The sequence below is a fragment of the Stappia sp. G46H5W genome, assembly GCF_058448995.1.
Window position 1 is genome coordinate 416,022 of the sequence record NZ_JBZFLL010000004.1, and the last position, 24,476, is coordinate 440,497.

Below are 24,476 nucleotides of genomic sequence, written 5' to 3' on the forward strand. Positions count from 1 at the left end.
CATCCTGTCGTTCCTCGGCCTGGGCTGAGGCTCGCCGGCACGTTCCAACCCTTTCGGCGCCCGCTCGCGGCCTGCCGGAAGGGGCGTGGTCGCCGGCAACGGACAACCGTCAAGGAAAGGACACACGATGGAAGAGGACCAGAACAGACGAAACGAGCCGCTCGAAGTGGCACCGGGCGAGGCGCGTCAGGGAACGGGCTCGCCCCGCATCCTGATCCTGCTGGTCGTCTCGCTCGTCCTGGCGCTGATCGCCTGGTGGGGCGTCGACATTTACCGGGAAGCGGCGCTCGCTCCCGATGAGCCCGCCGTCGAAACGACTGGCAGCACGCAATCCCAGCCTTCGTCGCCGGTTCTGCCGGATGAATCACTGAAGCGCGAGCCGGAGGGCGCGACCGAATAGGTCGGGTCCTCGCGGCTTGCGGGATCGGGCCGGTTCGCAAAAGGTCCGTCCCCGTTTCACGTTCGAAACCTAGATCTTCGATCCCCATACGCCGATGATATTGCGAACGTGGCGCACGCCGGCGATCTCCAGTGCGATCTGCGAGCACCGGGCGATCTCCTGCGTGCTGGCCACCGTTCCGGCCAGGGTGACGCCGCCGTGATCGGCGGTCACCACCACATCCGAGGCATCGACCTTGCCGTCGCTCGCCAGTGCCGAGGCGACCTGAACCTCCAGGTTCGCGGCGGCCGTGCGTTCGGAAAGAAACTCGGCAGGTTTTCCGAAGAAGCGTCTGTCCTTGTGAGCCATGTCCGTCTCCTTTGATGCGGGTCTTGCGACCGGGATTGCGTGACGTGGGTCTTGTCGCGGCCGTGGCCTATGACCTGGGGCCTATGAGTTGGGGCCTATGACTTGGACACGTGTTCCGGCTTGCCCTTGCGGGGGGTGGAGGCCAGGTCTTCCAGCTCCTTTTCGCTCATGGACTCCAGCATTTCCCGGGAGGCGCCTTTCAGGTCGCTCTTGTCGGTTTCGCCGCGTTTGGCCGAAAGGGCGGCGCCGGCGGCCTTCTGCTGGGACTTGGATTTCGCGGGCATCGGTTCTCTCCCATTCGGTTCGTCACACCTTCCTCAACGGCCCGCGCGCGCGAATGTTCCCTCTTGCCGCCGGTTTCCGCCCGCCGGCAGGCAAGGTCGCGTTGCATTTTTGCGAAAAGATCCGCGCGAAACGGGAACAAGCCGGGCCTGGTCAGGTTATGCAAGAGGAGGCATTGCCATGACCGACGAACATCCCGATCCCGGCACTCCCCGGCCCGAGCCCGGTGCGCCGTCTTTCCCGCCGCCGCCTTTTCCGCCGCAGCCGGTGCGCGAGCCGGATCCCGACCGGTTGCCGGACGAGGATCCGTTGCCGAACCCGGACGAAGCCGACCAACCGCCCCAGCATGTTCGTCCGGGAAGCTTATCCGGCGCATTGCGCCGAATCGCCGGCGGCTGCATGCTCCATGGCGCGCGTCCGCAAGTGGCGGAGGTGTGGTGTGGTACCTTGAGTGATGCCCGCAGGCAGGAGCGCAGGAGAAACATGACCCTTCCTGACGACGACGAGGACCCCGACGAGATCCCCCGCCCGAGAGCACCGAGCCTCCTTGGCGGCCGCTATTTTGCCGACCTGCTGAAGAACATCGGAAGCGAGCCGGTGCCGGACCGGCTTCTCGATCTCGCGCGTCAGCTGGACGCCGCGCTCGCCCGCCAGCGGGACGAGAAAAAGGATGAGGACACGGGCGGCACCGGCACCGATTGACGGTCGGGCAGGGGAACGATTCACCGCGGCGAGGCGTTTCGGTTTCGATCGCGAGGTGAAACCGATATGCCTGACGTCTATTGCGGACCGGCTCCAGCGCCGCAAACCCTGCTCTTTGCGTGGAATTTCGATTTCATCGCGCTTGCGCTTTGCGCCGCCCTGCTGGGGCTTCATCGCTATGCCGGTTCGCGCGAGGGCCGCCCGGCCCTGATCGCCGGCACCTTTCTTCTGGCGCTGCTGTTCCTGTCGCCGCTCTGCGCGCTCACCGTTTCGCTGTTTTCCGCCCGCGTTGCCCATCACGCCCTGCTGATCGCCGTCGCGGCGCCGCTGCTGGCGCTCGCCTTTCGCATGGTGCGGTTTCCCGCGCCCGCCCTGCCGCTCAGCGCTCTCGTTGCCGTCAACGCGCTGCTTCTGTGGTTCTGGCATGTGCCGCAGGTCTACGAGGTCGCAATCGTCGGGACGTTGCCCTACTGGACCATGCAGCTCAGCCTGCTTGGCGCGGCCTTCGCCCTGTGGCGCGCGGTGCTCGCGCCCGCTGCCCATCCCGGCTCGGCGATCTTCGCCCTGCTCGCGACCATGGTGCAGATGGGCATGCTCGGCGCGCTGCTCACCTTCGCCCGCGCCCCGCTCTATGCGGCGCATTTCGGCACCACGCAGCCTTTCGGCCTGTCGCCGCTTGCCGACCAGCAGCTGGCCGGCCTGATCATGTGGGTGCCCGCCTCGCTCCCCTATCTCGTGGCGGCGCTGCTGCTGCTCTCGGTGCAGCTGGCGCCCGCATCGCGGCGTGTGCGCTGATGCTCTGGGTCAAGGGGCTGCACATCGCCGCCATCGCCATCTGGGTTGCCGGGCTGGTCTGCCTGCCGGGGCTCTATCTGCGGCGCGAGAGGGTCGGGCACGACGAGGCGTTCCACTCCCTGCATGCGACGGTGCGCTACCTGTATGTGGGGATCATCTCGCCGGCCGCCTTCATTGCCGTGGGCAGCGGCACGGCGCTGATCTTCCTGCAGCAGGCGTTCGACGCCTGGTTCCAGCTCAAGCTCGCCTTCGTCGGCGTCCTGGTGGTGCTGCACATTCTCACCGGGGCGGTCGTCGTCGGCCTGTTCCGCGATGGCGGCGAGTATTCGCTGTTTCGCGGGCTGGTCGCCATCGCCGCCGTCACGGCGACGGCCGCCGCCATCCTGGTGGTGGTGCTGGCAAAGCCCGACCTGGAGGGCCTGCTGCCGCAGGCCCTGTCGGAGCCCGGCGCCCTGAAGCGCCTTGTGGGCGAGCTCAATCCTTTTCGGAGATGATGAGGCCGATGCCGTGATCGAACACGAGTTTGCCGCCATGCCAGCCTGCCAGGCCGGTGAAGACGCTGGCCAGCACCGACAGCATCAGGCCGTGCGGCAGCACCGCGTCCGGATCGGTCAGCCGCAGGCCCCAGTTGGTGCCGGCGGTGGCGATCAGCATCATCGCGGCAACGGCGTGGGTCCAGCTGGCCGCGCGGATGCGGATGCCGGGAACGAGCAGCAGCTCGGCCGTGCCGACCAGCCCCGCGCCGAGGCCGGCCAGGAAGGCGAAGCCCGAGGACCACAGGCCGGCGCGCAGCCAGAACGGATCGCCCGACCACCAGTAGAAGACGTCGCAGCCGAGCGTGGCGATCACCAGCGCGATGGGAAAATGCACGCTCATGGCATGCAGCGGATGTCCGGCGACGGCAACGGCGGAGGCGACCGGCTCGCTGGCGACCTCCTCGATGACGGGGCTGTCGGTGTCGTACATTTCATTCATCGTGGTCCTTCCTTTGGCAGGGAAAGCGCTCGCGGGGGCGTTTTGTTCCGCATGGGCGCGCTTGTCGGCGCCGGCCTTGCCCTTGCCGCCTGCACCGGACCGCTGTCGGCGCTGCAGCCCGAAGGGCCGGCGGCGCGCGGCATCGGGACCTTGTGGTGGGTCATGCTGTTTGCCGGAACGGCGATTTTTCTCGCCGTCGCCGCGGTTCTGACGCTGGCCTTCGTCCGCCCCGCCTGGCTGCGCCGTTTCGGCGAGACGCGGCTGATCCTGTGGGGCGGGCTGGTCGTTCCCCTCGTCATCCTGGCCGGCCTGGTGACGGCGGCCTTCGCGCTGGGCGAACAGGTGCTGGTGGTTCGCCAGGGCGAGGCGCTGCGCATCGAGGCGACGGCCCGCCAGTGGAGCTGGCGCTTTCGCTATCCCGGCGGGCACGAGACCCACGATCTTCTGCACCTGCCGGCGGGGCGGGATGTCGACGTGGCCTTGACCAGCGAGGATGTCATCCACTCGTTCTGGGTGCCGCGTCTGGGCGGCAAGCTCGATGCCATTCCTGGCCATGTCAACGTCATCCGCCTGAGGGCGGACCGGCCCGGCACCTATGGCGGGGTCTGCGCCGAATATTGCGGCATCGGCCATGCACCGATGCGCTTTTCCGTCGAGGCGCATGAGGAAGACGCCTTCGCGCGTCTCGTCGGCCTTCGGGAGGGCGCGGCGACAGGCGCCGTACCAGACGGGGAGGGCGCACGATGAGCGGGAACGCACCGCCGCAGGAGCAGGCCCCCAACCCGATCCGCCTGCACCGGGAGCTCGCCGCCCTGTGGGACACGCCGGCCGGCTGGCAGCAGCTCGGGGCGGTCAATCATTCCATCCTCGGCAAGCGCTTCATCCTTGCCGCCTTCTTCTTCTTCGCGGTCGGCGGGCTGCTGGCCATGCTGATCCGGGTGCAGCTCGCCACCTCGAGCACGGCCTTCGTCGGGCCGGAGGTCTACGGCCAGCTCTTCACCATGCACGGCACGGTGATGATGTTCCTGTTCGCGATCCCGATGTTCGAGGGTTTTGCGATCTACCTGTTGCCAAAGCTCCTGGGCGCGCGCGATCTCGCCTTCCCGCGGCTCACCGCCTACGGCTTCTGGTGCTACATCTTCGGCGCCTCGATCCTGCTTTGCGCCATGGTGGCCGGCGTTGCACCGGACAGCGGCTGGTTCATGTACACGCCGCTGTCCTCCTCCACCTACACGCCCGGCATCAATGCCGATGTCTGGCTGCTCGGCATCACCTTCGTGGAGATCTCGGCCCTGTCGGCGGCCATCGAGATCACCGTCTCGGTGCTGAAGCTGCGCGCGCCGGGCATGAGCCTTGCCCGCATGCCGATCATGGCCTGGTATCTGCTGATCACCGCCCTGATGATGCTGTTCGGCTTCCCGCCGCTGATCCTCGGCTCGGTCCTGCTGGAGCTGGAGCGCGCCGCCGACCTGCCATTCTTCGATCCCACCAGGGGCGGGGACTCGCTGCTGTGGCAGCACCTGTTCTGGCTGTTCGGCCATCCGGAGGTCTACATCATCTTCCTGCCGGCAGCCGGGGCGATCTCGATGATGATCCCGACCTTCGCCCGGCACGAGCTGGTCGGCTACCGGGCGGTCATCGTCGCAGTGATCGCGATGGCCTTCCTGTCCTTCGGCCTGTGGGTCCACCACATGTTCACCGTCGGCATTCCGCATCTGGCGCTGGCGTTCTTCTCCGCCGCCAGCGGGCTGGTGGCGATCCCCACGGCGGTGCAGATCTTCGCCTGGATCGCGACGCTCGCGGCCGGGCGGCCACGCTTCGACGTGCCGATGCTCTATCTCGGCGGCTTCTTCTTCGTCTTCGTCATCGGCGGGCTGACCGGGGTCATGCTGGCGATGGTGCCGTTCAACTGGCAGGCGCACGACACGCATTTCGTCGTCGCGCATCTGCACTACGTTCTGGTCGGAGGCTTCGTCTTCCCGATGATGGCGGCCGCCTATTACTGGCTGCCGCATTTCACCGGGCGCCTTGCCGAGCACCGGCTGTCGAAGCCGGCCTTCTGGGCGATCTTCATCGGCTTCAACCTCACCTTCTTCCACATGCACCTGACGGGGCTGCGCGGCATGCCGCGCCGGGTCGACACCTACCCGGTCGAGGCGCGGCTCGACTGGCTCAACCTTCTGTCCTCTGTCGGCTCCTTCGTGATGACCATCGGCTTTGCGCTCTTCGTCATCGACCTCGTCGTGCATCTGCGCTTCGGGCGCAGGTTCCGGCGCAATCCCTGGGGCGCGCGGACGATGGAATGGGCGATCCCGACGCCGCCGACCTCCTATGGCTTCGCCTCGCTGCCGCACATCACCGAGCGCGGCGACCGGCTGGCGCCCGAGCAGGAGGGGGCACGGCTTGCCGGCGGGCGCGGCTATCTCGGCTTCACCCGCAACGGCTGGATGGAGACGCTCGGCGTCGATATGGTCACCGGCCGGCCGGAGCAGCTCATCATCCTGCCGCGCCAGACCTTCCTGCCGCTGTGGAGCGGGCTCCTCACCGCCGCCGTCGTCCTGTGCCTGCTCGCCAAGGTCTACTGGCTGGCGCTCTTCGCCTTCCTTGCGGTCGTCGTCTCGCTGCTGGCCTGGACCTCCGCCACCGGCGCGCGGCAGGACACGGGGCCGCTTCCCATCGGCAACGGCACCTCCGCCCGCCCGCATTGGGAGAGCGAGGGCGCGCCGTCCTGGTGGGCGATGGTGCTCGCCTGCGCCGCCGAGGCGACGCTGTTTTCCTCGCTGCTGTTCGGCGGGCTTTTCCTGTGGCTGGTCGCCCCGCAATGGCCGCCGGCCCGCCCGGCGCTGCCCGATCCCGCGCTTGCCGCCGCCTGCCTCGCCCTCCTGGCGCTCGCCGCCTTCGCTGGCCGAGGCAGTCTTGCCGCGCTGCTCGGCGAGCGCTCGCCCGCCCCGCGGCTTGCCCTGTGCTTGGCGGCTCATGGCGGGGCGGCGCTTTTGTTCGCGCTGATGGCAGCAAGCGTGCCGACACCGACGGCCCATGCGCACAACGCCACCGCGCTGGTGCTGCTGGCCCTGTGCGGCCTTCGCGCGGGCTTCGGCGCGCTGCTCGCCGCTTATGGCCTCTGGCGTTGGCGGGCCGGCTTCCTGTCGGCGGCGCGCAGCCTCGATCTTCGCATCGGCCGGGTCTGGCACGACTATGCGGCCGCGACCGGCATCCTCGGCCTTGGCGCTGCCTTCGCCTTCGCCTGGCTGGCGGCAACCGGAGGGGCGGGCTGATGAAACGCACCTCGCCGCTTCTTCTGGGCGCCGGCTTCACGGTATGGGCGCTCGCCTTCGTGGCGCTCTATGCCATGCTGTCGGTCGGCTGCCGCTTCGGCTGGGACACGGTCGTGCTCGACATGGCCGGCGGAATGTCGCTGCAGCGCCTGCAGCTGATCGCGATCTTCCTGGTGCACCTTGCGGCGGGAGCTGCGGTGATCGCGGCGCTGCGGCGGCGGAGGGGGAGCGGGTTCCTCTACCCCATCGCCTATTTCGCGGCGATCGCCGCGCTCGGTGCCAGCGTCTTTTCCTTCGCCGGCGTCTTCTTCCTGACCACCTGCCTGTAGGGCGCCGGGCGGACCCGCGCATGGAACATGTCGGGCGCTCGGCCGTTGTGTGATGATGGGCGGCGCGCGCCTCTTGCGGGCTGCGCTGCCGTCATCGCCAAATGCAGGAGATCCAGGGATGAAAACTGTCATGATCGCCGCCGGCCTCGTCGCCATCGCCGCCTTGCCGGCGGCTGCGCAGGGCCAGGAGCGGCAGGAGGCGACCGCCACCTTCATCGGCCAGGACGGCAAGGAGGCGGGCCGCGCGACCCTCACCGGCACCTCGGCCGGCGTGCTCATCGATGTCGAGGTGAGCGGCTTGCCCGCCGGCCAGTGGGTCGCTTTCCATGTGCACGAGACCGGCACATGCGATGCTGCTGGCGGCCACAAGTCGGCCGGCGGCCATTTCAATCCGGGCGGTGCCGAGCACGGCTATCTTTCGGAAAACGGACCCCATGCCGGCGACATGCCCAACCAGTGGGTGGATGCGGACGGCACGCTGCGGGCGCAGGTGTTCAACGCCATGGTGACGCTCGACGGCGACCAGGCCATTCGCGGCAAGGCGCTGATGATCCATGGCGGCAAGGACGACTATTCCAGCCAGCCCACCGGCGATGCCGGCGACCGCCGCGCCTGCGCGGTCATCGAGTAAGCCGCCTGAGCTTTCGCGCATGCGTTCCGGCGGCGGTTTTCCGCCGCCGAGAGCGCTCCTCCCGTCCTGCGGGCGGGGCCGGGAGGGAACGATTTTCCCTCTGACGACTTATCCAGCCAGGGACAAGGCCGAGCGGGCGATCGCGTGATCGCCGCACAGACGGCCGCAGCACGCGGGGGCGCATGCGCGCTCCTGCTCGAATTGGCGGACGGACGCGGCGCATCCTGCGCCCCCTCTTCGCCGAAGACCCACGGCAGGCAGCAGCAACTGGATGACCAGCACAGACACCTTTTCCGACGCTTCTTCCATCATCGACACCGACCGCAACGCCTGGCGGGTGGCGCGGGCGGATCGTCTCGCCTTTCTCGTCGACGCGGATGCCTACTACCGCCAGGTCGAGACGGCCTTGCGGCAGGCGCGCCGGTCCATCTGGATCGTCGGCTGGGATTTCGATCCCGACATCCTCCTGCAGCCGCAGAACGAAGATGCGATGACCCTCGGCGATCTGCTGCGCTCGCGGGTCGAGGAAACGCCGGATCTCGACGTGCGCATCCTCGTGTGGGGCGAGGGGCCGGTCTATTCCAGCGGCCGCATTCCGGTCCTGCAGGACACGGACTGGTGCGAGCACCCGCGCATCGCGCTGCATTACGATTTCGAGCATCCCTTGCGCGCCTCCCATCACCAGAAGCTGGTGGTGATCGACGAGGAGCTCGCCTTCGTCGGCGGCATCGACCTCACCTCGCAGCGCTGGGACACGCCCGACCATCTGGCGGAAAACCCGCTGCGCCGGCGTCCGAACGGCGACCCCTACGGCCCGGTGCACGACATCCAGGTGGCGCTGTCGGGCGAGGGCGCGCGCGTGATTGCGGATGTGGTGCGGCGGCGCTGGGGGCGGGTGGTCTCTGGCGAGCTTCCCGCCGCCGAGGCGCCGGGCGAGTTCTGGCCGAACGAGCTGGAGCCGCACATCACCGGTTGCGACGTGGCCGTCGCCCTTGCCGAGGCGGGCGGCCGCGATCACAAGCGGCGCACCGACCCGATCCAGCTCACGTGCGATGCCATCGATGCGGCGCGCGACAACATCTATATCGAGACCCAGTATCTCGCCTCCACGCGGGTGGTGCGCCATCTGACGGCGCGCCTGCGCGAGGAAGGCGGGCCGGAAGTGGTGATCCTCGTCACCCGCGACACGCGCGGCCTGCTGGAGCAGTGGACGATGGGCTATGGCCGCACGCTGGCGATCCGCCGGCTGATGCGGGCCGACACCTTCAGCCGCCTGCGCATTGCCTATGCGGTCGTTCCCGACGGCAAGGGCGGCGAGCAGGAAGTGCTGATCCACGCCAAGCTGGTGATCGTCGACGACCGCTTCGTGCGGGTCGGCTCGGCCAATCTCAACAACCGCTCGGAAGGCTTCGACAGCGAGTGCGACCTTGCGATCGAGGCACAGGGCGAGGCCTGCCAGCAGGCCATCACGCGGCTGCGCAACACGCTCATGGCCGAACATCTCGACGCGGATCCGGCTGCGGTCGCGCAGGTGGTGGAGCGCACCGGCTCGCTGGCCGCCGTGATCGACGAATTCAACGTCAATGCGCGCGGCCTGCGCTCCTACCGGGTCAACCCGCGCAAGCGCGCCGGCCTGCTGCATCTCGGTTCGGGCATCGTCGATCCAAAGCGCCGCTACTGGCCGCTGCAGCGCTTTCGCGAGGTCGGCAGCTTCGCCGCCTCGCGCCTGACCGGCATGCTGAAGGCGTGGTTCTAGGACCGGGCCCTTGAGACTGCTGTCCTACAACGTCCATGGCTGCGTCGGCGGCGACCGGCGGCTCGACCTTTCGCGCATCGTCGAGGTGATCGCCGAGGCGCGGCCGGACGTGGTCGCCCTGCAGGAGCTCGATGTCGGCCGCTCGCGCAGCGGCGGCGTCGACCAGGCCGAGCAGATCGCGGCCGCGCTGGAGATGACGTCCGTCTTCCACCCCGCCATGCATGTGGCGGAGGAGAAATACGGCGATGCCATCCTCACCGCTCTGCCGATGCAGGTGGTCAAGACCGGGCCGCTGCCGTCGCGGGGCGAGCCGCGCGGCGCGATCTGGTGCCGGATCGAGCACGCGGGCCGTCCGATCAACGTCCTCAACACGCATCTGGGCCTGTGGCGGGGCGAGCGGCTGGCACAGGCGCGCGCGCTGCTGGGGCCCGGCTGGCTCGGCCATCCGGGGTGCCGGGGTGAGGACACGGTGCTGATGGGGGATTTCAACTCGCTGCCGTCCTCGCGCAGCTTCGCGCAGATCGCCGGCGCGCTTCAGCTTGCCCGGCCGAGAACCGACCGGCTTGCCGGGCCGACCTTTCCCGCGCGCTTTCCCTTGCTGCGGCTCGACCACATCTTCCTGTCGAAAGGTCTTCGGTGCCTCGACTGCACGGCCCTGCGCACGCCGCTGGCACGTCTTGCCTCCGACCACCTGCCGCTGCTTGCGACCATCGAGCGAAGCTGAGGGCGGGGCCGGCCGCCGCAAGACGGCAGGCCCCCGCCGCTCACGCCAGATCGCTTTGCGGGGGCACCGGATGCGGGCGGGCGCGCAGGTTGTTGCGCACGCCGACAACGCCGCGAACGGAGCCGGCGCACTCTTCGGCCCGCTGCTTGTCATGGGGGTGGTCGACGAGGCCGCTGAGTGTGACTTCGCCGTCCTTCACGTCGATATCGATGGCGCCGTCCTCCAGATGGGGATCCTCGTCCAGCCGCTCGCGAACGTGCTCGCTGATGCGTGCATCCGGGATCGCGCCTGCCGGCGTCTCCGGTCCGCTCCCGTGCTCGGGTCCTGCCATGTCGTGCTCCTCTCGTGTTCGATCCTTCGATATCTCTCGAACGGCGGGCACGCGCTTTTGTTCCTTTCTGCACAGCTTCGCAAAAATGGCGTTATGGCCAAGTCTGTATTTTGATAGTACGTTTTGCAGCGGATCGGGGGGTAAACGTCTAGCCGGAAAGGGGTGCTGGCTGGAAGGCTGCGCATGGGGGCATGTGTGGATACGAGCGGCACCGGACACGTTTGCGCAAGCTGTCATCGAGACTGCCATTCAGGCCGCCCACGGCGTCCATCACGTCATATTTGACGTTTCTCGCGGCTGCCATCGCCGTGCCTCTGATCGCGGTCGCGACCTTTCTCTTCATTGAGATCGAGGCCAACGAACGCAAGGAGCTGCGCGAGCGGGCGACCACCGATGCGCGCACGCTCGGACGCATCGTCGAGCGCCATCTTACCGACATGACGTCGACGCTCCGGCTGCTTTCCGTGTTTCCGGAGCTGGAGGACGGAGACCTCCAGGGCTTCCAGAACCGGACGCAGCACATCCTGTCGTCGCACGCCATGTATCTCATCCTGATGGACGAGAACGGCCAGCAACTGCTCAACACCCGGGTTCCCTACGGCACGCCGCTCGGCATCACCTCCAATCTGGCCGCGCTGGAGGCGGCCCTCGCCAGCGACAAGATCAGCGTTTCCGACATCTTCTTCGGCAAGACGAGCGGCGAGTGGGTGTTCAACGTCACCATGCCGCTGCCCGAGACCCTGCGCGGTGTCGGTGCCGCGCTGATCCTGACCCAGGGCACCGACCAGGTGCAGGCGGTGCTGTCCCGCGAGGTGATCCCGCCGGGCTGGAGCGCGGCCGTCATCGACCAGAACGACATGGTCATCGCATCCAGCGGCGCCAACGGCCTGCCGATCGCCACTCCGTTTCCCGGCACCCCGCATCGCGGGTTCGGCAGTTTCAGCGGGTCCATGGAGTTCGAGCAGGCCGGCGAGGCGATGGTGAGCGGTTACGCCCGGCTGCCGAACTTCCCCTGGGTGGTGGTCGTGTCGGGGCCTGTCGCCTCGGTTCAGTCGCAGGTCGTGACGTGGAAGCTGCTGCTCTTCGGCAGCATCGCCTTCATCGCCATGAGCATGCTGCTCGCCTATCTCGTTGCCCGCCAGCTCAGCCGCTCCGTGCGGCAGCTCTCGCGGATGGCGGAGCGGATGGGGCGGGGCGAGATCGTCGCGCCGCTGGAAACAAGGGTGAGCGAGGTCAACCAGATCGCGGTTGCCCTGTGCAACGCGTCCTTCGACCGCAGCGAGGCCGAAAACCGCGTGCATCTGCTGCTGCGCGAGCTGGTCCACCGCACCAAGAACGTCCTGACCCTGGTGCAGGCGATCCTGCGCCAGATCGCGCGCCAGTCCGCCACCAAGGAGGAGCTCCAGGAGGCGGCCGACACCAGGCTGCAGGGCCTTGCCCAGTCCGTCGAACTGCTGGCCCAGGAAAACTGGTACGGCGTGTCGATACACAGCCTGATCGACCAGCACCTGTCGACCGTCGGCGTGTCGCCCGACCAGCGGGCGATCGAGGGCGAGGATTTCGTGCTCGGCGTCAGCGCAGTGCAGAATCTCGGCCTGGTGCTGCACGAGCTTGCCACCAACTCGATCAAGTACGGCGCGCTGCAAAGCCCGCTCGGCTGCATCCGCATTTCCTGGGTCAGTGCCGGCGAGCGGCGGGACGAGCCCGGCGTGCTGCTGGAATGGCGCGAGGAAGGCGGCCCGGCCGTCACGCCGCCCGAGCGGAGCGGCTTCGGCTCGGTCATCATCGAGCGCCACGCGGCCGCGGCGTTTTCGGCCAGCGTGACGCTGGAGTATCGTCCGGACGGTCTCTACTGGTCGATGCACGCGCCCTGGTCGGAGCTGCGCAAGGAGGGAAGCTCCAACCCGCTCGACGCGGTTTCCGAGAACCTCACCTACAAGGCAGCGGAATAGCGGGCAACTGACGGCGCGCCCGGTCGGCGGCACAGCCGCGGGCCGGGGCATCGGCGTTTCGGCGGTTTGTCCCCGGCCTCGTGCGCACTTGTCCCCGTGCGGGCGGCGTGCCCGGCTGCTTGTCGGCCTGCGTGCTTTTCTTGCGTTTGTCGCGGCGAACCGAGCGATCCGGCACGCGAGCGGGAGTTGCGACGCGTTTCTCGAATTTCGGCGATTTCGGCGCGGAATTTTGCAAAATCCGTCTCGAAATTTCTCAAGCTTCGGCAAGGGGGACAAGCATCGCCGCGGGTGCGGACGCAAAGGCGCAAGTCCTTGCATCCGCTTTTGTTTTTGGTCTCGATGCCTAGCGGATCAGGGTGACGTTCTTCGCGCCCGCCAGCCAGAGGATCGCCCGCACGATCAACAGGCACCCGATCACGATCGCCATGATGCAGACCGAAAAGGCGGCCGCCTGGTTGACCGCGCCCCGGTCGGACAGCTGCAGGACCGAGACGGCGGCGAGCTGCGTCGATGGCGTCACCAGGAAGATAACTGCCGACAGCGAGACCATCGTCCGCATGAAATAGAACACCCCGACGCCGAGCAGCGTCGGCCACAGAAGCGGCAGCGTCACCTTGCGCAAGGTGGTCAGCGTGCTGCCGCCGAGCGTTGTCGAGGCCTCGTCGAAGACCGGGCCTATCTGCTTGAGACTGGTCGAAGAGATCAGGAAAGCGTGGGCGTGGTTGTAGTAGACGCTGAGGATAACGATCAGCGCGAAGCTGCCATAGAGCACGTTGAGCGGGTTGGCCGGCTCGTTGAAGGTCAGCACGTAGCCGAGGCCCAGCACCATGCCGGGAACGGCCGCCGGCAGGATCGCCAGCAGCGACAGCGGCCCGGTGAGAGGGTTCCGGAACTTCTGCACCACGATGGCGGTCAGGCCGGTGATCGCGACGCCGGCGATGGCGGTGGCGAGCGAGACGCCGACGCTGTTCCACAGCGGCGCCGTGCCGTTCTGGACGTCGAACTCGTAGTGCTTGAGCGTGAAGCTCATGTTGTAGGGCCACAGCCGCACGAAGCTCGCCACCACGACGATGACAAGCACGCTTAGGATCAGCGACACGATCACGTAGGCATAGAGCGAGAAGGCGAGGTCGCGGCCGCGAGAGGGCTTTACTTCCAGGGGCTTGGACTGGGCGGTTACCAGCGCGTGCTGGCGGCTGGAGATGCGCTTCTCGATCAGCTTGGCGAGGATAGCGGGCACCAGGAGGACGATGCCGATCACCGCGCCGAGGCCGAATTGCGCCTGCCCGATCACCTGGTTGTAGACCTCGGTGGCCAGGACGCTGAAGTCGCCGCCGATCACCATCGGGTTGCCGAAATCGGTCATCACCAGGGTGAAGACGACGAAGATCGCCGCCGCGAGGCCAAAGCGCGTCGCCGGCAGCGTTACGTCCCGGAAGATCCGCGCCGGCCCCGCGCCGAGCGTTTCGGCGCTCTCGTAGATGCGGGCATCGGCCACCGCAAGCGCTGCGGACAGGATCAGGTAGGCATAGGGAAAGGCATAGAGCGCGTTGGCGATTGCCGTTCCCCAAAAGCCATAGATATCAATGTCGAAGCCGAGGAAGCGGTTGAATACGCCGTTGCGGCCGAGCAGGAGGATAAGTCCCTGCGCCTGCACCAGCGAGGGGGCGAACAGCGGTGTCAGTACCGCGATCCGCAGGAACGGCTTGAAGGGAATGGCCGCGCGCTGCAGGGCATAAGCGTAGAAATAGGCAAGGCCGACGGCGGCCAGCGTCGCGGTCAGCGACATGGAAATGCTGTTGAGGACCAGCCGCCAGAAGCGTTCGGCCCCGAAGGTCTCGGTGAAATTGCCGATGCCGAAGCCGGTAGGCGTCTCGAAGCCGCGCAGCAGGATGCCGGTCAGCGGCAGCAGCAGGAACAGCAGGATCGGGATCGCCGCGAGAACCGACAGGCCCATGGTGATCGAGCGGTCGCTGGCCCAGCCGGCGGTCCTGCCGACCGACTGCGCGCCGCGTGCGGCCGTCGTGCTCATGACAGCACCCGCAGCGCGTCGGCGGGGAGAGACACGGCCAGTCGGGCTCCTGCTTCCGGGATGGCGGCGGTGCCGTGCAGCTCGGCGACAATGCCGGTTTCCGGCCGATTTTCCGGCTCCAGCTCGACGCGGGTGATGTTTCCTAGGAAGGAGACCGAGCGCACGCTGGCGGGGAGGATATTTGCCCCGCTGGTGCCCGCGTCGGTCAGTGCGACGGCTTCCGGGCGAATGCCGAGGGCGGCGGGCGTTGCGGGACCTTTGCCGCCGTTGGCATGCGTTGCCACTTCCAGCGGGACGCCGCCGAAGCTGAATCCGCCGGCCGTTCCCGGGTCGAGCGGCAGCACGTTCATGCGACCGATGAAGTCGGCGACGAAGGCGGTGGCGGGCTCGCGATAGAGCTGTTGCGGCGTGCCGATCTGCTCGATGTGGCCCTTGCTCATGACGACGATCAGGTCGGCCATGGCCAGCGCCTCTTCCTGGTCGTGGGTGACCATGATGGTGGTGATGCCGAGGCGCTTCTGGACCGCGCGGATCTCGATGCGCAGCTCCTCGCGAACCTTGGCGTCGAGCGCGGACAACGGCTCGTCGAGCAGCAGGGCGGACGGGTCGGGAGCCAGCGCCCGCGCCAGCGCGATGCGCTGCTGCTGGCCGCCGGACATCTGCGAGGGCAATTTCTCGGCCTGGTCGGCAAGATGGACGAGGTCGAGCATTTCCCGGATGCGGGCCTGCATCCGCGCCTTGTCCCAGCCCCGGCATTCCAGCCCGTAGCCGACATTGCGGGCGGCCGTCATGTTGGGAAACAGCGAGTAGGACTGGAAGACCACGCCAAAATTGCGGTTCCTGGCGGGGATTGCGGACAGGTCGGAACCGCCGAGACGGATGCTGCCGCCGTCGGCCTCCTCCAGCCCGGCGATGACGCGCAGCAAGGTGGTCTTGCCGCAGCCCGAGGGGCCGAGGAAACAGACGAAGGAGCCCTGGGCCACCTCCAGCGAGACATGGTCGAGCGCGGTAAGCTTGCCGAAGCGCTTGACGAGATCGTGGATAGAAAGGTCCATGAGGCTTTCCTGCGGGCGTGTGTTCGAAAGGATGACGGCCGGGCAAGGCGCGCGCGGGCCAGGGGCCCGAACCGCCCGAAGGTCGCGGCCGGCACCGTCCCGCAAGGGTCGGCGCCGGCGGCAGCGTGTTACGAGGCCGGGCTCAACCGGCGGTCCAGCGTTTGCGCAAGACCGCCGGAAAGCCGGTCGCAGAGCCGGCCGGGAGCCGGCTCAAGCCGTTCTCAACGCTCGTATTTTTCCTGCCAGGTCTGGACAATCCGGGCGCGCTCCTCGGCTGCGGCCTTGAAGTCGACCGGGAACAGCACCTTCGACACGTCTTCCGGCAGGCCGGCAGAGGTGAAGCGCTCGGGCATCTTGCCGCCCGGCACGGTGACGATGGCCTTCCAGTCGTAATAGACGTTGGCGGCCTGTTCGCTGAGGGTCCAGTCGAGGAAGCGCTTGGCGGCGTCCTTGTTCTTAGAGGCGGCGACAAGGGCGTTGGCTTCCATCTCGTTGCCGGCGCCCTCGGACGGAACGACGAGCGTGATCGGATAGCCTTCCTCGATGTTCTTGACGGCGCGCAGGCCGAACGAGGCGCCGACCGTGTACTCGCCGGCCGACGCGGCGTTGCAGGGCCGCGAGCCCGACTTGATGTACTGGGCGACGTTCTTGTCGAGCTTGTCGAGGAATTCCCAGCCCTTCTCTTCGCCCATCAGCTGCAGCAGCGAGTTGATCTGGATGTAGCCGGTGCCGGAGCTGGCCGGATTGGGCATGACCACCTCGTCCTTGAAGGACGGGTCCGTCAGATCGGCCCAGGAGGTGGGCATCTTCAGGCCCTTGTCCTTCAGCCGCTCGTTGTTGACGCAGAGCGCGGCCATGTAGCCGGTGACGGCGAACCACTTGCCGTCCGCATCGCGGAACCGCTCGGGAACCTGGTCGATGCCGGCCGGCTTGTAGGCTTCCAGACCCTCGAGGATTTCCGGATTGACCATCGAGGTGACGGCAAAGCCCCACAGCACGTCGTGCTGGGGATTGGCCTTCTCGGCGATGATGCGCGCAGCCAGGTCGCCGGTCGACAGGCGCAGCATGTTCACCTCGAGATCGGGAAGCGCCTTCTTCGCCTCCTCGAGGAAGGCCGCGGCCTCGTCCTCCTCATAGGACGTGTAGACCGTGATCGTGTCGGCCATTGCCGTGCCCGACAGCATCATCGCTGCAAGGGCGGCCAGTGCGGACCTCTTTGTCAGGTGCATCTCCGTTCTCCTCTGTTCGAAAGGCAACATTTTTCTTTTTGCGACATTTAACGCTCAAATGGCGCGGCTTCACAACAGTCTAAATACAAGTTTCGAGATTTTTTAGCCGCCGAACGGATTTCCGGCGAGCTTGCGATCACGCAATGTGCAGCCTGACCTCAGATGAGGCAAGGATCTGCTGCAGTGCACCTTGCGGCGCCGCATCGGTCACGAGGTCGGAAACCTCCGTCACCGGTCCCAGATGCACCAGTGCAGTGCGGTAGAACTTGCTGGAATCGCTCGCAAGCAGTGTCGAGCGTGCCTGGCCGATGGCCGCACGCACGATCGACACCTCGTTCTGGTCATCGTCTCCCATGCCGCCATCCTCGGCAATGCCGCTGACGGCGATGATCGCCACGTCGAAGCGGAAGCGGCGAATGAACTCCGCGATGTCCTCGCCCATCACGCTGCCGGCGACGTTCTGGACGAAGCCGCCGGGAACCGCGACGGTGAAGTCCGTCCGGTCGATCAGGGTGACTGCGGCGCGAAGGCCGTAGGTGACGACGCGCAGAGCGGTGCGCTCGCACAGGGCCTCGGCCACCGCCTCGCAGGTCGAGCCCGTGTCGAGGAAAACCGAGGCTCCGTCAGGGACCAGTTCCGCGACCCGGCGGGCAATGCGGCGCTTGGCGCTGGCCCGGTCGACACGGCGCTGCCGGTAGGTGTGGGCGTCGATGGGGCTCGCCAGCGCGACGCCGCCATGATGGCGCCGCACGCGGCCGGTCTGCGCCAGTTCGCCGATGTCGCGGCGGATCGTCTGGGACGTCACGGCGAAGCGCTGGGTCAGTTCCTCGACCGAGGCATAGCCGGATTTCTCCAGGAAGCTCATGACTTCCTGCTGGCGCAGGGTCTTCTTCTTGGGGTTTTCGTCCGTCCGCATCCGCTGTTTCTCTTGCCGCCCCCGGGTCCCTCGGCGATCCCTCGATCGTCCCTCGGTTTCGCTATTTTGTTCGAAATCGAACATTTGTCTCATTGGGAATAGGGGCACGGTCCGGCCGTCAAGGCAAGCCTGGTCAGAACTTCCCATGGTGGAAGAGCCGGGTTGTGTGCCTTGAAGAGCCGGCGTCCTTGTGGCCAAATGCCGCAATCGTGATCACCGTGACCGGTATCGCGGGCGCTGCGGAGGAGCAGCGCGCCGGACCGGGCACAGGAAAGACAATGACACTCTCACGTCTTGCAGTCCGGTCCGCCCCGGGAGGAGGGGGCGGCCGCCCGTGGAAGATCGTTGCCGGATTGGTAGCGCTCGCCCTTGCCCTGCTGCCCCGCCCTCTGGTCGCGCAGGATGCCGGCCCGCCCGCTGCTCTTGCCGGCGGCCCGCCGACCATCGTGCTGACGTCCTATCCCGAGCCGTTCGCGCAGGCGGTGGCAGTCGCCTATTCGCGCGCTCATCCGGGCGAGGAACTGCGCTTCCTGCACAAGTCGACCCACGCGCTCATCGAGCATGTCACGAGCGAGCGCCTGCCGCGCGCCGACGTGGTGTGGACCAGTTCGCCGATCGCCATTGCGGAGCTTGCACGGGCGCGGCTGCTGGCGCGGCCGGAGCGGGCGGGCGAGGCGGCGGCGAGCGAGCCGGAGCCTTCTGCCCCGCGGCTTCATGCCTTCGCCTATTCGCAACTCGGCATCATGTGGCGGCCCGACCTGATGCGCGCCAGGGGGCTGCCTGCGCCCGCCGACCTCGCATCGCTGCTCTCACCGGACTATGCGGGCATGGTCGCCATGTCCGCGCCGGCGCGCTCGGGCACGACGCTGCTCTTCGTCGAACTGGTGCTGCAATCGCTCGGCTGGGACGAAGGCTGGGCCTATCTGCAGCAGCTGGCCGGCAATCTGGCGACGGTGACGGCGCGCTCCTTCGGCGTGCCGGAGGGGCTGGCGCATGGCCGTTTTCCGGTCGGCATCGGCGTCGGGTTCCTTGCCCGCACCCAGCAGACGAACGGCGAGCAACTCGCCTTTCTCGCCGCGCCCGGCGACGTGATGCTGCCGGCCGGCGTTGCCGCGCTCAGCACCGCCCGTCACGCGCAAGGCGCCCGCCGCTTCGTCGCCTTCCTGCAAGGGGAGGCGGGCCAGGCGCTGCTGGCCGATCCGCAGGTGGCGCGCATTCCGCTGGCTGCTGCCCGGCAGGCAACGCCCTTCGAGGACCGGTTCGACTATCTGCTCGCCTCCACCCGGCGCGACGTGGTGGTGGCGCTGTTCGACCAGCTGGTGACCTACCAGCTCGACGAGCACCGGCGGTTCTGGCGACGCTGGCGGGAAGTCGACGCGACGGTTTCGGGAGACGGCGATGCCGCGCGCGAGGCGCGTGCCCTGCTGGGTCAGGCCTATCGCCGGGCGACCGGCGTGCCGGTGCGCGCCTTCATGGCGCATGATCCGGCATTGGTGCGGGTGTTCTCGCCCGGCGGTCCCGAGCGGCTGGAAAACCGCGCCTTTCGCGAGCGGCTGATGGAAAGCTGGCACCGGGAGACGCGCGAGCGGCTGGCCGAGGCCGGGGCATTGGTCGAGCAGGCGCAGCGCCGTATGGCGGCCGCTGTCGCCGTTTCGCCGGCGTCACGGTGACCGCGCTCATGAATGGCGGTGGGCAGGACGGCGGTTCATCGCGGCCGGAGCGGCTGCATTCCTTCATCGGCTTCCGCCTGATCGCGGCGCTGGCGATCATCGCGACGGTCGGCATCGGCACGGCGGCGCTCTCCGTCTACGTCTTTTCCAGCTACGGCGAGACGGTGAGCGATCTCGTCGCCATCGAGAGCGGGCGGCAGGCGGACATCTCGCGCTTCGCCGAGGTGGCGACGGGCATTCGCGCCGACATGCCGCGCCTCGTCTTCGCCCGCAGCACCGAGACCCGGCAGGAAAGCCGCGCGCGGCTCGAGACGGCGGTGGCCAGCCTTGCCGACCTGCTGGAGCGCATCGGCCGCACGCTGACCGACGAGCTGCCGGGCAGTGCGGACCTTGCCGCCGACCTGCCGCAGTCGCTCGCCGCCGACATCGCCCGGATAGATGCGAATGTCGCCCGGCATCTGGAGATCCGCCAGCAGGTGGATGCGCTGGTGGTGCGGCTCAACCGCCTGCACGACGAGGCCCTGCGCGAGATCGAGCCGCTGATCGTCGACACCGACTTCAACATCCGCGTTGCGCTCGACGCGCTGGAGGGCGCGGCACCGGCCGCCGAAGGCGCGGCCCCGCAGACCGAGCTGCTGGAGGGCGAGCTGAGCTTTGCCGAGACGCTGTGGAGCGCGCATGCCCATGTGAACCTGCTGATCGGCAAGCTGTTGCGCGTTGCCCAGGCGCAGGACCGCGACGTGATCGAGCTGCTGCGCCAGGACGTCGGCGAGGCGGTGGCCGGCACCGGCGACATGGTCTCGCTGCTGGCGCAGGCGGCGAGCACGGTGACCCTGCGCCAGGCGCTGGCGGATATCGCAAGGCTCGGCGCGCCGGGGGGCGAGCTGTTCGACCTGAAGCTGAGCGAGGCGGCGCTGGCGGGCGAGAGCGCGGTGATCGTCGACGAGGCGGGCGACAAGCTCGACCGGCTGTCGCGCCTGGTCAGCGGGGCCGTCGCCTCCGCCGGCCGGCGTTCGGTCGAGGCGGCGGCGTCTGCGCGCGATGCGCTGGCGCGGGGCACGGTGCTGCTGCTCGGGCTCGGCGGCTTGCTGGCGGTGGTGGCGCTGGTGGTCGGCTGGCTGACGGTCGGCCGGCAGTTCATTCCGCGCCTGTCCAGCCTGCTGAAATCCATGCGGGCCATCGCGGAAGGCGAGCTCGACGCGCCGGTCAACGTCACCGGGCGGGACGAGATGGGCCAGCTCGCCGATGCGCTGCGCACGCTGCAGGGGCGCAGCCAGCTCGCCCGCCGGCGGCGGCTGGAACTGGTGGAGATCAACGAGCGGCTCACTCACGAGATCGGCGAGCGCCGGCAGGTGGAAGCCAAGCTGCTGGAAACCCAGGAGGAGCTGGTGCAGGCGGGCAAGATGGCGGCGCTCGGCCAGCTGTCGGCGGGCATCGCCCACGAGTTCAACCAGCCGCTCGCCGCCATGCGCTCCTACCTGCACAATGCGCGGCGCTATCTCGACCAGGCCAACACGGGCAAGGTGCAGGAGAAGCTGGAGCAGGTCTCGGGCCTGGTGCTGCGGCTGGCCGACACGTCGAACCACCTCAAGACGCTGGCGCGCCGCCGCACCCGCGAGGCGGCGAGCTGCGATCCGGTGCCCATCGTGCTGCGGGCAGCGGAGCTGTTCCGGATGCAGCCGGGCGCCGCGCGCATTTCCTTCGACCTGCCGCAGGAGGCGGGCGGGCCGATGGTGCGGGCCGATGCCAACCGGCTGGAACAGGTGCTGATCAACCTCATCGGCAATGCGGTCGACGCGGTGGAGGCAACCGAGGCGCCGCGGGTCGCGGTCTGCGTGCGGGCGGCCGGAGAGCGGGTGGAAATCGAGGTCGCGGACAATGGCTGCGGCATTCCCGAAGACGTGCTCGCCAAGGTCTTCGACCCGTTCTTCACCACCAAGGGGCCGGGCCGGGGGCTTGGTCTCGGCCTGTCGATCTCCTACAACATCGTCCGCGATTTCGACGGCAGCCTGCGCTTTGCTCCCGCCGAGGGCGGGGGAACGCGCGCGATCCTGGAATTGCACCGGGCGGACGAAGGGCAGGAGGCAAGGGGCACGGCGGATGGCGGGATCTAGGGACACTGGCGGCACGATCGTGCTGGTCGACGACGATCCGGCGGTGCTCGAGGCCATGCGCGAGACGCTTGTTCTGGAGGGCTACACCGTGCGCGCCCATGGCGAGCCGCTGTCGGCGCTTGCCGGGCTCGACAGCCGCTTTGCCGGCGTCGTGATCTCGGATCTGCGCATGCCCGAAATGGACGGGCTGGAGCTGATGGCGCGGGTGCATGCCATCGATCCGGCGATCCCCTTCATCCTGGTGACCGGCCATGGCGACGTGCCGCGCGCCGTCGAGGCGATGCGCTCCGGCGCCTTCGACTTCCTGGAAAAACCGGCCGACCCCGACTACCTGATCGCGCTCGCCGCCAATGCCCTGCGGCTGCGGGCGCTGGAGCTCGACAACCGGCGCCTGCGCGGCGAACGGGCGGCGGATCGCGAGATCTCCGGCGTCCTGATCGGCATCTCGCGGGCGATGGCGCTGCTGCGCGACGAGGTGCTGGCGGTGGCGGCGGCCGATGTCGACACGCTGATCCACGGCGAGACCGGCACCGGCAAGGAGTTGGTGGCGCGGTGCCTGCACCGCTTCAGCCCGCGCGGCCAGGGTCAGTTCGTCGCGATCAACTGTGGCGCGCTCCCGGAGAACTTGATCGCCAGCGAGCTGTTCGGCCACGAGGCCGGCGCCTTCACCGGCGCCTTGAAGCGGCGGATCGGCCGGTTCGAGCATGCCTCGGGCGGAACGCTGTTTCTCGACGAGATCGAGAGCATGCCGTTGCACCTGCAGACCCAGCTGCTGCGCGCGTTGCAGGAGCGGGCCATCGAGCGGGTCGGCAGCAACGAGCCGGTGCCCATCGACGTCAAGGTGGTGGCGGCGACCAAGGTCGACCTGCGCGAGGCGGCCGATGCGGGCACGTTCCGCGAGGACCTGTTCTATCGCCTCAACATGGCGGAGATCCGCATCCCGCCCTTGCGCGAGCGGGCGGAGGACATTCCCGTTCTCTTCCGCCATTTCGCGGGCGAGGCGGCGGCCGCGCGCCAGCGCGAATGCCCGGCGATCGCGCCGGCGGTGATGGCCGGGCTGATCGGCGAGCGCTGGCGGGGCAATGTGCGCGAGCTGCGCAACCGGGCCGAACGGCTGGCGCTGGGCCTCGGCTCCCGCCAGCCGGCAGGTGGAAGCGGGGCGGCGGCGAGCCTGCCGGAGCGGCTCGACAGGTTCGAGGAAGCGGCGATCCGCGAGGCCATCGAGGCTTCGTCCGGCAACCTGTCGGCGGTCGCCCGCCAGCTCGGCATCCCGCGCAAGAAGCTCTATCTCAGGATGGAAAAGCTCGGCATCGAACTGCCCGAGCGCGGCATCAGCAGGTGAGTCGATTTCGACTCACCTGCTGACACCCAGCTGAGTCATTTCCGGAACAGTCCTGACTGAGGTCCTCGGCGGGCTGATTTTCTATTCGATTGAAATCATTGAATTATCTAATTTCTCGGCCGGATTTCCGGTTCTGGCACGGCATTTGAGAGGGGAAAGGGCACCGGCCGGCAAAGGTCGGATCCATTGGGAGGAATACAAGTGAGCTCTTTTGCCCTGAAAGCAGCCGCGGGGGCGGCCGCTCTGTTCGCGAGCGTGTCCATGACGACGCTCGCGCTCGCCAGCGACAAGCTGACCATCGTCACGTCCTATCCGGCCGACGTCACCGACGTCTACAAGAACGCCTTCGAGCAGGCCAACCCGGGCGTCACCGTCGAGGTGGTCAACAAGAGCACCAGCTCGGGCGTGAAGTTCCTGAAGGAAACCACGTCGAACAATTCCGCCGACATCTTCTGGGCCTCGGCTCCCGACGCGTTCGAGGTGCTGAAGGCCGACGGCCTCCTGGTCAAGTACACCTCGTCGGTCGAGGGCCTGCCGGAGAAGATCGGCGCCTATCCGATCAACGATCCGGACGGCTTCTACACGGGCTTCGCCCTGTCGGGCTACGGCATCATGTGGAACACCCGCTACGCCCAGTCCTACGGCATCGAGCCGGCGAAGCAGTGGTCCGACCTGACCAAGGCCGAGTATTTCGGCCATGTCGGCATTTCCTCGCCTTCGCGCTCCGGCACCACGCACCTGACGATCGAGACGATCCTGCAGGGCGAGGGCTGGGAGAAGGGCTGGGAGCAGATCAAGTGGATCGGCGGCAACTCCTACACCATCACCGAGCGCTCCTTCGGCGTGCCGGACGGCGTCAACACCGGCTCCTTCGGCTTCGGCGTGGTGATCGACTTCTTCGGCTTCTCCTCGCGTTCCTCGGGCTTCCCGGTCGATTTCGTCTATCCGGACGTGACCGCCCTGGTGCCGGCCAATGTCGGCGTCGTCAGCAACGCGCCGAACGAGGACAATGCCAAGAAGTTCGTCGACTTCCTGCTGTCGGCGAAGGGCCAGGAGCTGCTGCTCGACCCGAAGATCATGCGTCTGCCGGTCAATCCGGAAGCCTATGCCAACGCGCCTGAAGGCTTCCCGAACCCGTTCGTCGGCGACACGATCAAGGCCAGCGTGAGCTTCGACAGCGAAGCCTCCAAGGCGCATTACAACGCGGTCAACGCGCTGTTCGACAGCATGATCACCTATCGCCACAAGGAGCTGGCCGCGGCCGTGAAGGCCATCCACGAGGCCGAGGCGGCCGTGGGCGAGGGCGGCTCGCAGGCAGCCAAGGACCTGATTGCCGAGGCGCGTGCCCTGGTGGCCTGGACCCCGGTCGACCTGGAGACGGCGAACGACCCGGCTTTCGGCGCCATCTTCACGACCAAGCGCAAGAGCGAGGACGACAAGTCCAGCGGCCGCCAGGCCGAGGTCGAGCAGGAGTGGGACGCCCGCATCGTCGAGAACTATGCGAAGGCGGTGGACCTCGCCGAAAAGGCGAAATCCGCGAACTGACGCAAGACCAGCGTCTGCGGGCGGTCCCGGCACGGGATCGCCCGCCCCGGTTCCTTCAGTCCCACACAATCCG

23 protein-coding genes are annotated in these 24,476 nt (G+C 67.9%); 15 read left to right on the plus strand and 8 right to left on the minus strand.

Annotated features, from left to right (window positions below; genetic code table 11):
- The first annotated feature begins 127 nt into the window (after positions 1-127).
- Entirely contained in the window at positions 128-400 is a 273-nt protein-coding gene (locus ACVJ6E_RS14755) for a hypothetical protein (protein WP_120269427.1), read from the plus strand.
- A 69-nt stretch (positions 401-469) separates the two neighbouring features.
- On the opposite strand, the gene ACVJ6E_RS14760 is transcribed toward ACVJ6E_RS14755, so the two are convergent.
- Together ACVJ6E_RS14760 and ACVJ6E_RS14765 are read right to left on the minus strand one after the other, a co-directional pair.
- On the minus strand, positions 470-748 hold the full coding sequence (locus tag ACVJ6E_RS14760; RefSeq protein ID WP_120269426.1) for a BON domain-containing protein: 279 nt from the start codon (positions 746-748) through the stop codon (positions 470-472).
- A 95-nt stretch (positions 749-843) separates the two neighbouring features.
- Entirely contained in the window at positions 844-1,032 is a 189-nt protein-coding gene (locus ACVJ6E_RS14765) for a DUF3008 family protein (RefSeq protein WP_120269425.1), read from the minus strand.
- Positions 1,033-1,210: 178 nt separating this feature from the next.
- Between ACVJ6E_RS14765 and ACVJ6E_RS14770 the strand changes: the two genes are divergently transcribed.
- The 3 genes from ACVJ6E_RS14770 (at position 1,211) to ACVJ6E_RS14780 (ending at position 3,021) form a co-directional block, all read left to right on the plus strand.
- Positions 1,211-1,732, plus strand: a complete 522-nt coding sequence (locus tag ACVJ6E_RS14770; protein WP_120269424.1) for a hypothetical protein — start codon at positions 1,211-1,213, stop codon at positions 1,730-1,732.
- A gap of 66 nt (positions 1,733-1,798) precedes the next feature.
- Positions 1,799-2,527, plus strand: coding sequence for a cytochrome c oxidase assembly protein (locus ACVJ6E_RS14775; RefSeq protein WP_120269423.1), 729 nt, complete (start codon positions 1,799-1,801; stop codon positions 2,525-2,527).
- Positions 2,527-3,021, plus strand: coding sequence for a HemJ family protein (locus tag ACVJ6E_RS14780; protein WP_199681256.1), 495 nt, complete (start codon positions 2,527-2,529; stop codon positions 3,019-3,021). Before ACVJ6E_RS14775 ends, ACVJ6E_RS14780 begins: the two co-directional genes overlap by 1 nt.
- On the opposite strand, the gene ACVJ6E_RS14785 is transcribed toward ACVJ6E_RS14780, so the two are convergent.
- Complete coding sequence (locus tag ACVJ6E_RS14785) at positions 3,002-3,502, minus strand: DUF2231 domain-containing protein (RefSeq protein WP_120269422.1); 501 nt, start codon at positions 3,500-3,502, stop codon at positions 3,002-3,004. The genes ACVJ6E_RS14780 and ACVJ6E_RS14785 overlap by 20 nt on opposite strands.
- A gap of 51 nt (positions 3,503-3,553) precedes the next feature.
- On the opposite strand from ACVJ6E_RS14785, the gene coxB reads away from it, so the two are divergent.
- From coxB to ACVJ6E_RS14815, 6 genes are all read left to right on the plus strand, one after another.
- Entirely contained in the window at positions 3,554-4,249 is a 696-nt protein-coding gene (coxB, locus tag ACVJ6E_RS14790) for a cytochrome c oxidase subunit II (protein ID WP_120269421.1), read from the plus strand.
- A complete protein-coding gene (ctaD, locus tag ACVJ6E_RS14795; RefSeq protein ID WP_120269420.1) occupies positions 4,246-6,777 on the plus strand; it encodes a cytochrome c oxidase subunit I in 2,532 nt (843 codons plus the stop codon). Before coxB ends, ctaD begins: the two co-directional genes overlap by 4 nt.
- Complete coding sequence (locus ACVJ6E_RS14800) at positions 6,777-7,106, plus strand: hypothetical protein (RefSeq protein ID WP_120269419.1); 330 nt, start codon at positions 6,777-6,779, stop codon at positions 7,104-7,106. Before ctaD ends, ACVJ6E_RS14800 begins: the two co-directional genes overlap by 1 nt.
- A gap of 118 nt (positions 7,107-7,224) precedes the next feature.
- Complete coding sequence (locus ACVJ6E_RS14805; protein WP_120269418.1) at positions 7,225-7,737, plus strand: superoxide dismutase family protein; 513 nt, start codon at positions 7,225-7,227, stop codon at positions 7,735-7,737.
- 271 nt (positions 7,738-8,008) lie between these two features.
- Positions 8,009-9,493: a phospholipase D-like domain-containing protein gene (locus ACVJ6E_RS14810; protein WP_120269417.1), complete on the plus strand. Its 1,485-nt coding sequence runs from the start codon at positions 8,009-8,011 to the stop codon at positions 9,491-9,493.
- A 10-nt stretch (positions 9,494-9,503) separates the two neighbouring features.
- Entirely contained in the window at positions 9,504-10,217 is a 714-nt protein-coding gene (locus ACVJ6E_RS14815; RefSeq protein ID WP_120269416.1) for an endonuclease/exonuclease/phosphatase family protein, read from the plus strand.
- A gap of 40 nt (positions 10,218-10,257) precedes the next feature.
- Here ACVJ6E_RS14815 and ACVJ6E_RS14820 read toward each other — a convergent pair whose 3' ends face one another.
- Complete coding sequence (locus ACVJ6E_RS14820) at positions 10,258-10,548, minus strand: BON domain-containing protein (RefSeq protein WP_158592705.1); 291 nt, start codon at positions 10,546-10,548, stop codon at positions 10,258-10,260.
- A 308-nt stretch (positions 10,549-10,856) separates the two neighbouring features.
- On the opposite strand from ACVJ6E_RS14820, the gene ACVJ6E_RS14825 reads away from it, so the two are divergent.
- Positions 10,857-12,500 (plus strand): HWE histidine kinase domain-containing protein, encoded by a 1,644-nt coding sequence (locus ACVJ6E_RS14825; RefSeq protein WP_208996732.1) that lies wholly within the window; start codon positions 10,857-10,859, stop codon positions 12,498-12,500.
- A 343-nt stretch (positions 12,501-12,843) separates the two neighbouring features.
- Here ACVJ6E_RS14825 and ACVJ6E_RS14830 read toward each other — a convergent pair whose 3' ends face one another.
- The 4 genes from ACVJ6E_RS14830 to ACVJ6E_RS14845 all read right to left on the minus strand — a co-directional run bounded on the left by ACVJ6E_RS14830 (position 12,844) and on the right by ACVJ6E_RS14845 (position 17,732).
- Positions 12,844-14,532 (minus strand): ABC transporter permease subunit, encoded by a 1,689-nt coding sequence (locus ACVJ6E_RS14830; RefSeq protein WP_120269414.1) that lies wholly within the window; start codon positions 14,530-14,532, stop codon positions 12,844-12,846.
- Positions 14,529-15,587: a putative 2-aminoethylphosphonate ABC transporter ATP-binding protein gene (locus tag ACVJ6E_RS14835; RefSeq protein WP_120269413.1), complete on the minus strand. Its 1,059-nt coding sequence runs from the start codon at positions 15,585-15,587 to the stop codon at positions 14,529-14,531. The genes ACVJ6E_RS14830 and ACVJ6E_RS14835 overlap by 4 nt, the downstream gene beginning before the upstream one ends.
- Before the next feature lie 221 nt (positions 15,588-15,808).
- Positions 15,809-16,816, minus strand: a complete 1,008-nt coding sequence (locus ACVJ6E_RS14840; protein ID WP_120269412.1) for an ABC transporter substrate-binding protein — start codon at positions 16,814-16,816, stop codon at positions 15,809-15,811.
- A gap of 136 nt (positions 16,817-16,952) precedes the next feature.
- Positions 16,953-17,732, minus strand: a complete 780-nt coding sequence (locus tag ACVJ6E_RS14845) for a DeoR/GlpR family DNA-binding transcription regulator (RefSeq protein ID WP_120269411.1) — start codon at positions 17,730-17,732, stop codon at positions 16,953-16,955.
- Between the two features lie 278 nt (positions 17,733-18,010).
- Here ACVJ6E_RS14845 and ACVJ6E_RS14850 point away from each other — a divergent pair, with 278 nt between their 5' ends.
- The 4 genes from ACVJ6E_RS14850 (at position 18,011) to ACVJ6E_RS14865 (ending at position 24,403) form a co-directional block, all read left to right on the plus strand.
- Positions 18,011-19,402: an extracellular solute-binding protein gene (locus ACVJ6E_RS14850; protein ID WP_120269410.1), complete on the plus strand. Its 1,392-nt coding sequence runs from the start codon at positions 18,011-18,013 to the stop codon at positions 19,400-19,402.
- Positions 19,399-21,516 carry an ATP-binding protein gene (locus tag ACVJ6E_RS14855; RefSeq protein ID WP_120269409.1) on the plus strand — a complete coding sequence of 706 codons (2,118 nt, stop codon included), beginning with the start codon at positions 19,399-19,401 and terminating at the stop codon, positions 21,514-21,516. Before ACVJ6E_RS14850 ends, ACVJ6E_RS14855 begins: the two co-directional genes overlap by 4 nt.
- Entirely contained in the window at positions 21,503-22,858 is a 1,356-nt protein-coding gene (locus tag ACVJ6E_RS14860) for a sigma-54-dependent transcriptional regulator (protein ID WP_120269408.1), read from the plus strand. Before ACVJ6E_RS14855 ends, ACVJ6E_RS14860 begins: the two co-directional genes overlap by 14 nt.
- A gap of 261 nt (positions 22,859-23,119) precedes the next feature.
- Positions 23,120-24,403 carry an extracellular solute-binding protein gene (locus ACVJ6E_RS14865; RefSeq protein WP_120269737.1) on the plus strand — a complete coding sequence of 428 codons (1,284 nt, stop codon included), beginning with the start codon at positions 23,120-23,122 and terminating at the stop codon, positions 24,401-24,403.
- The last annotated feature ends 73 nt before the right edge of the window (positions 24,404-24,476 follow it).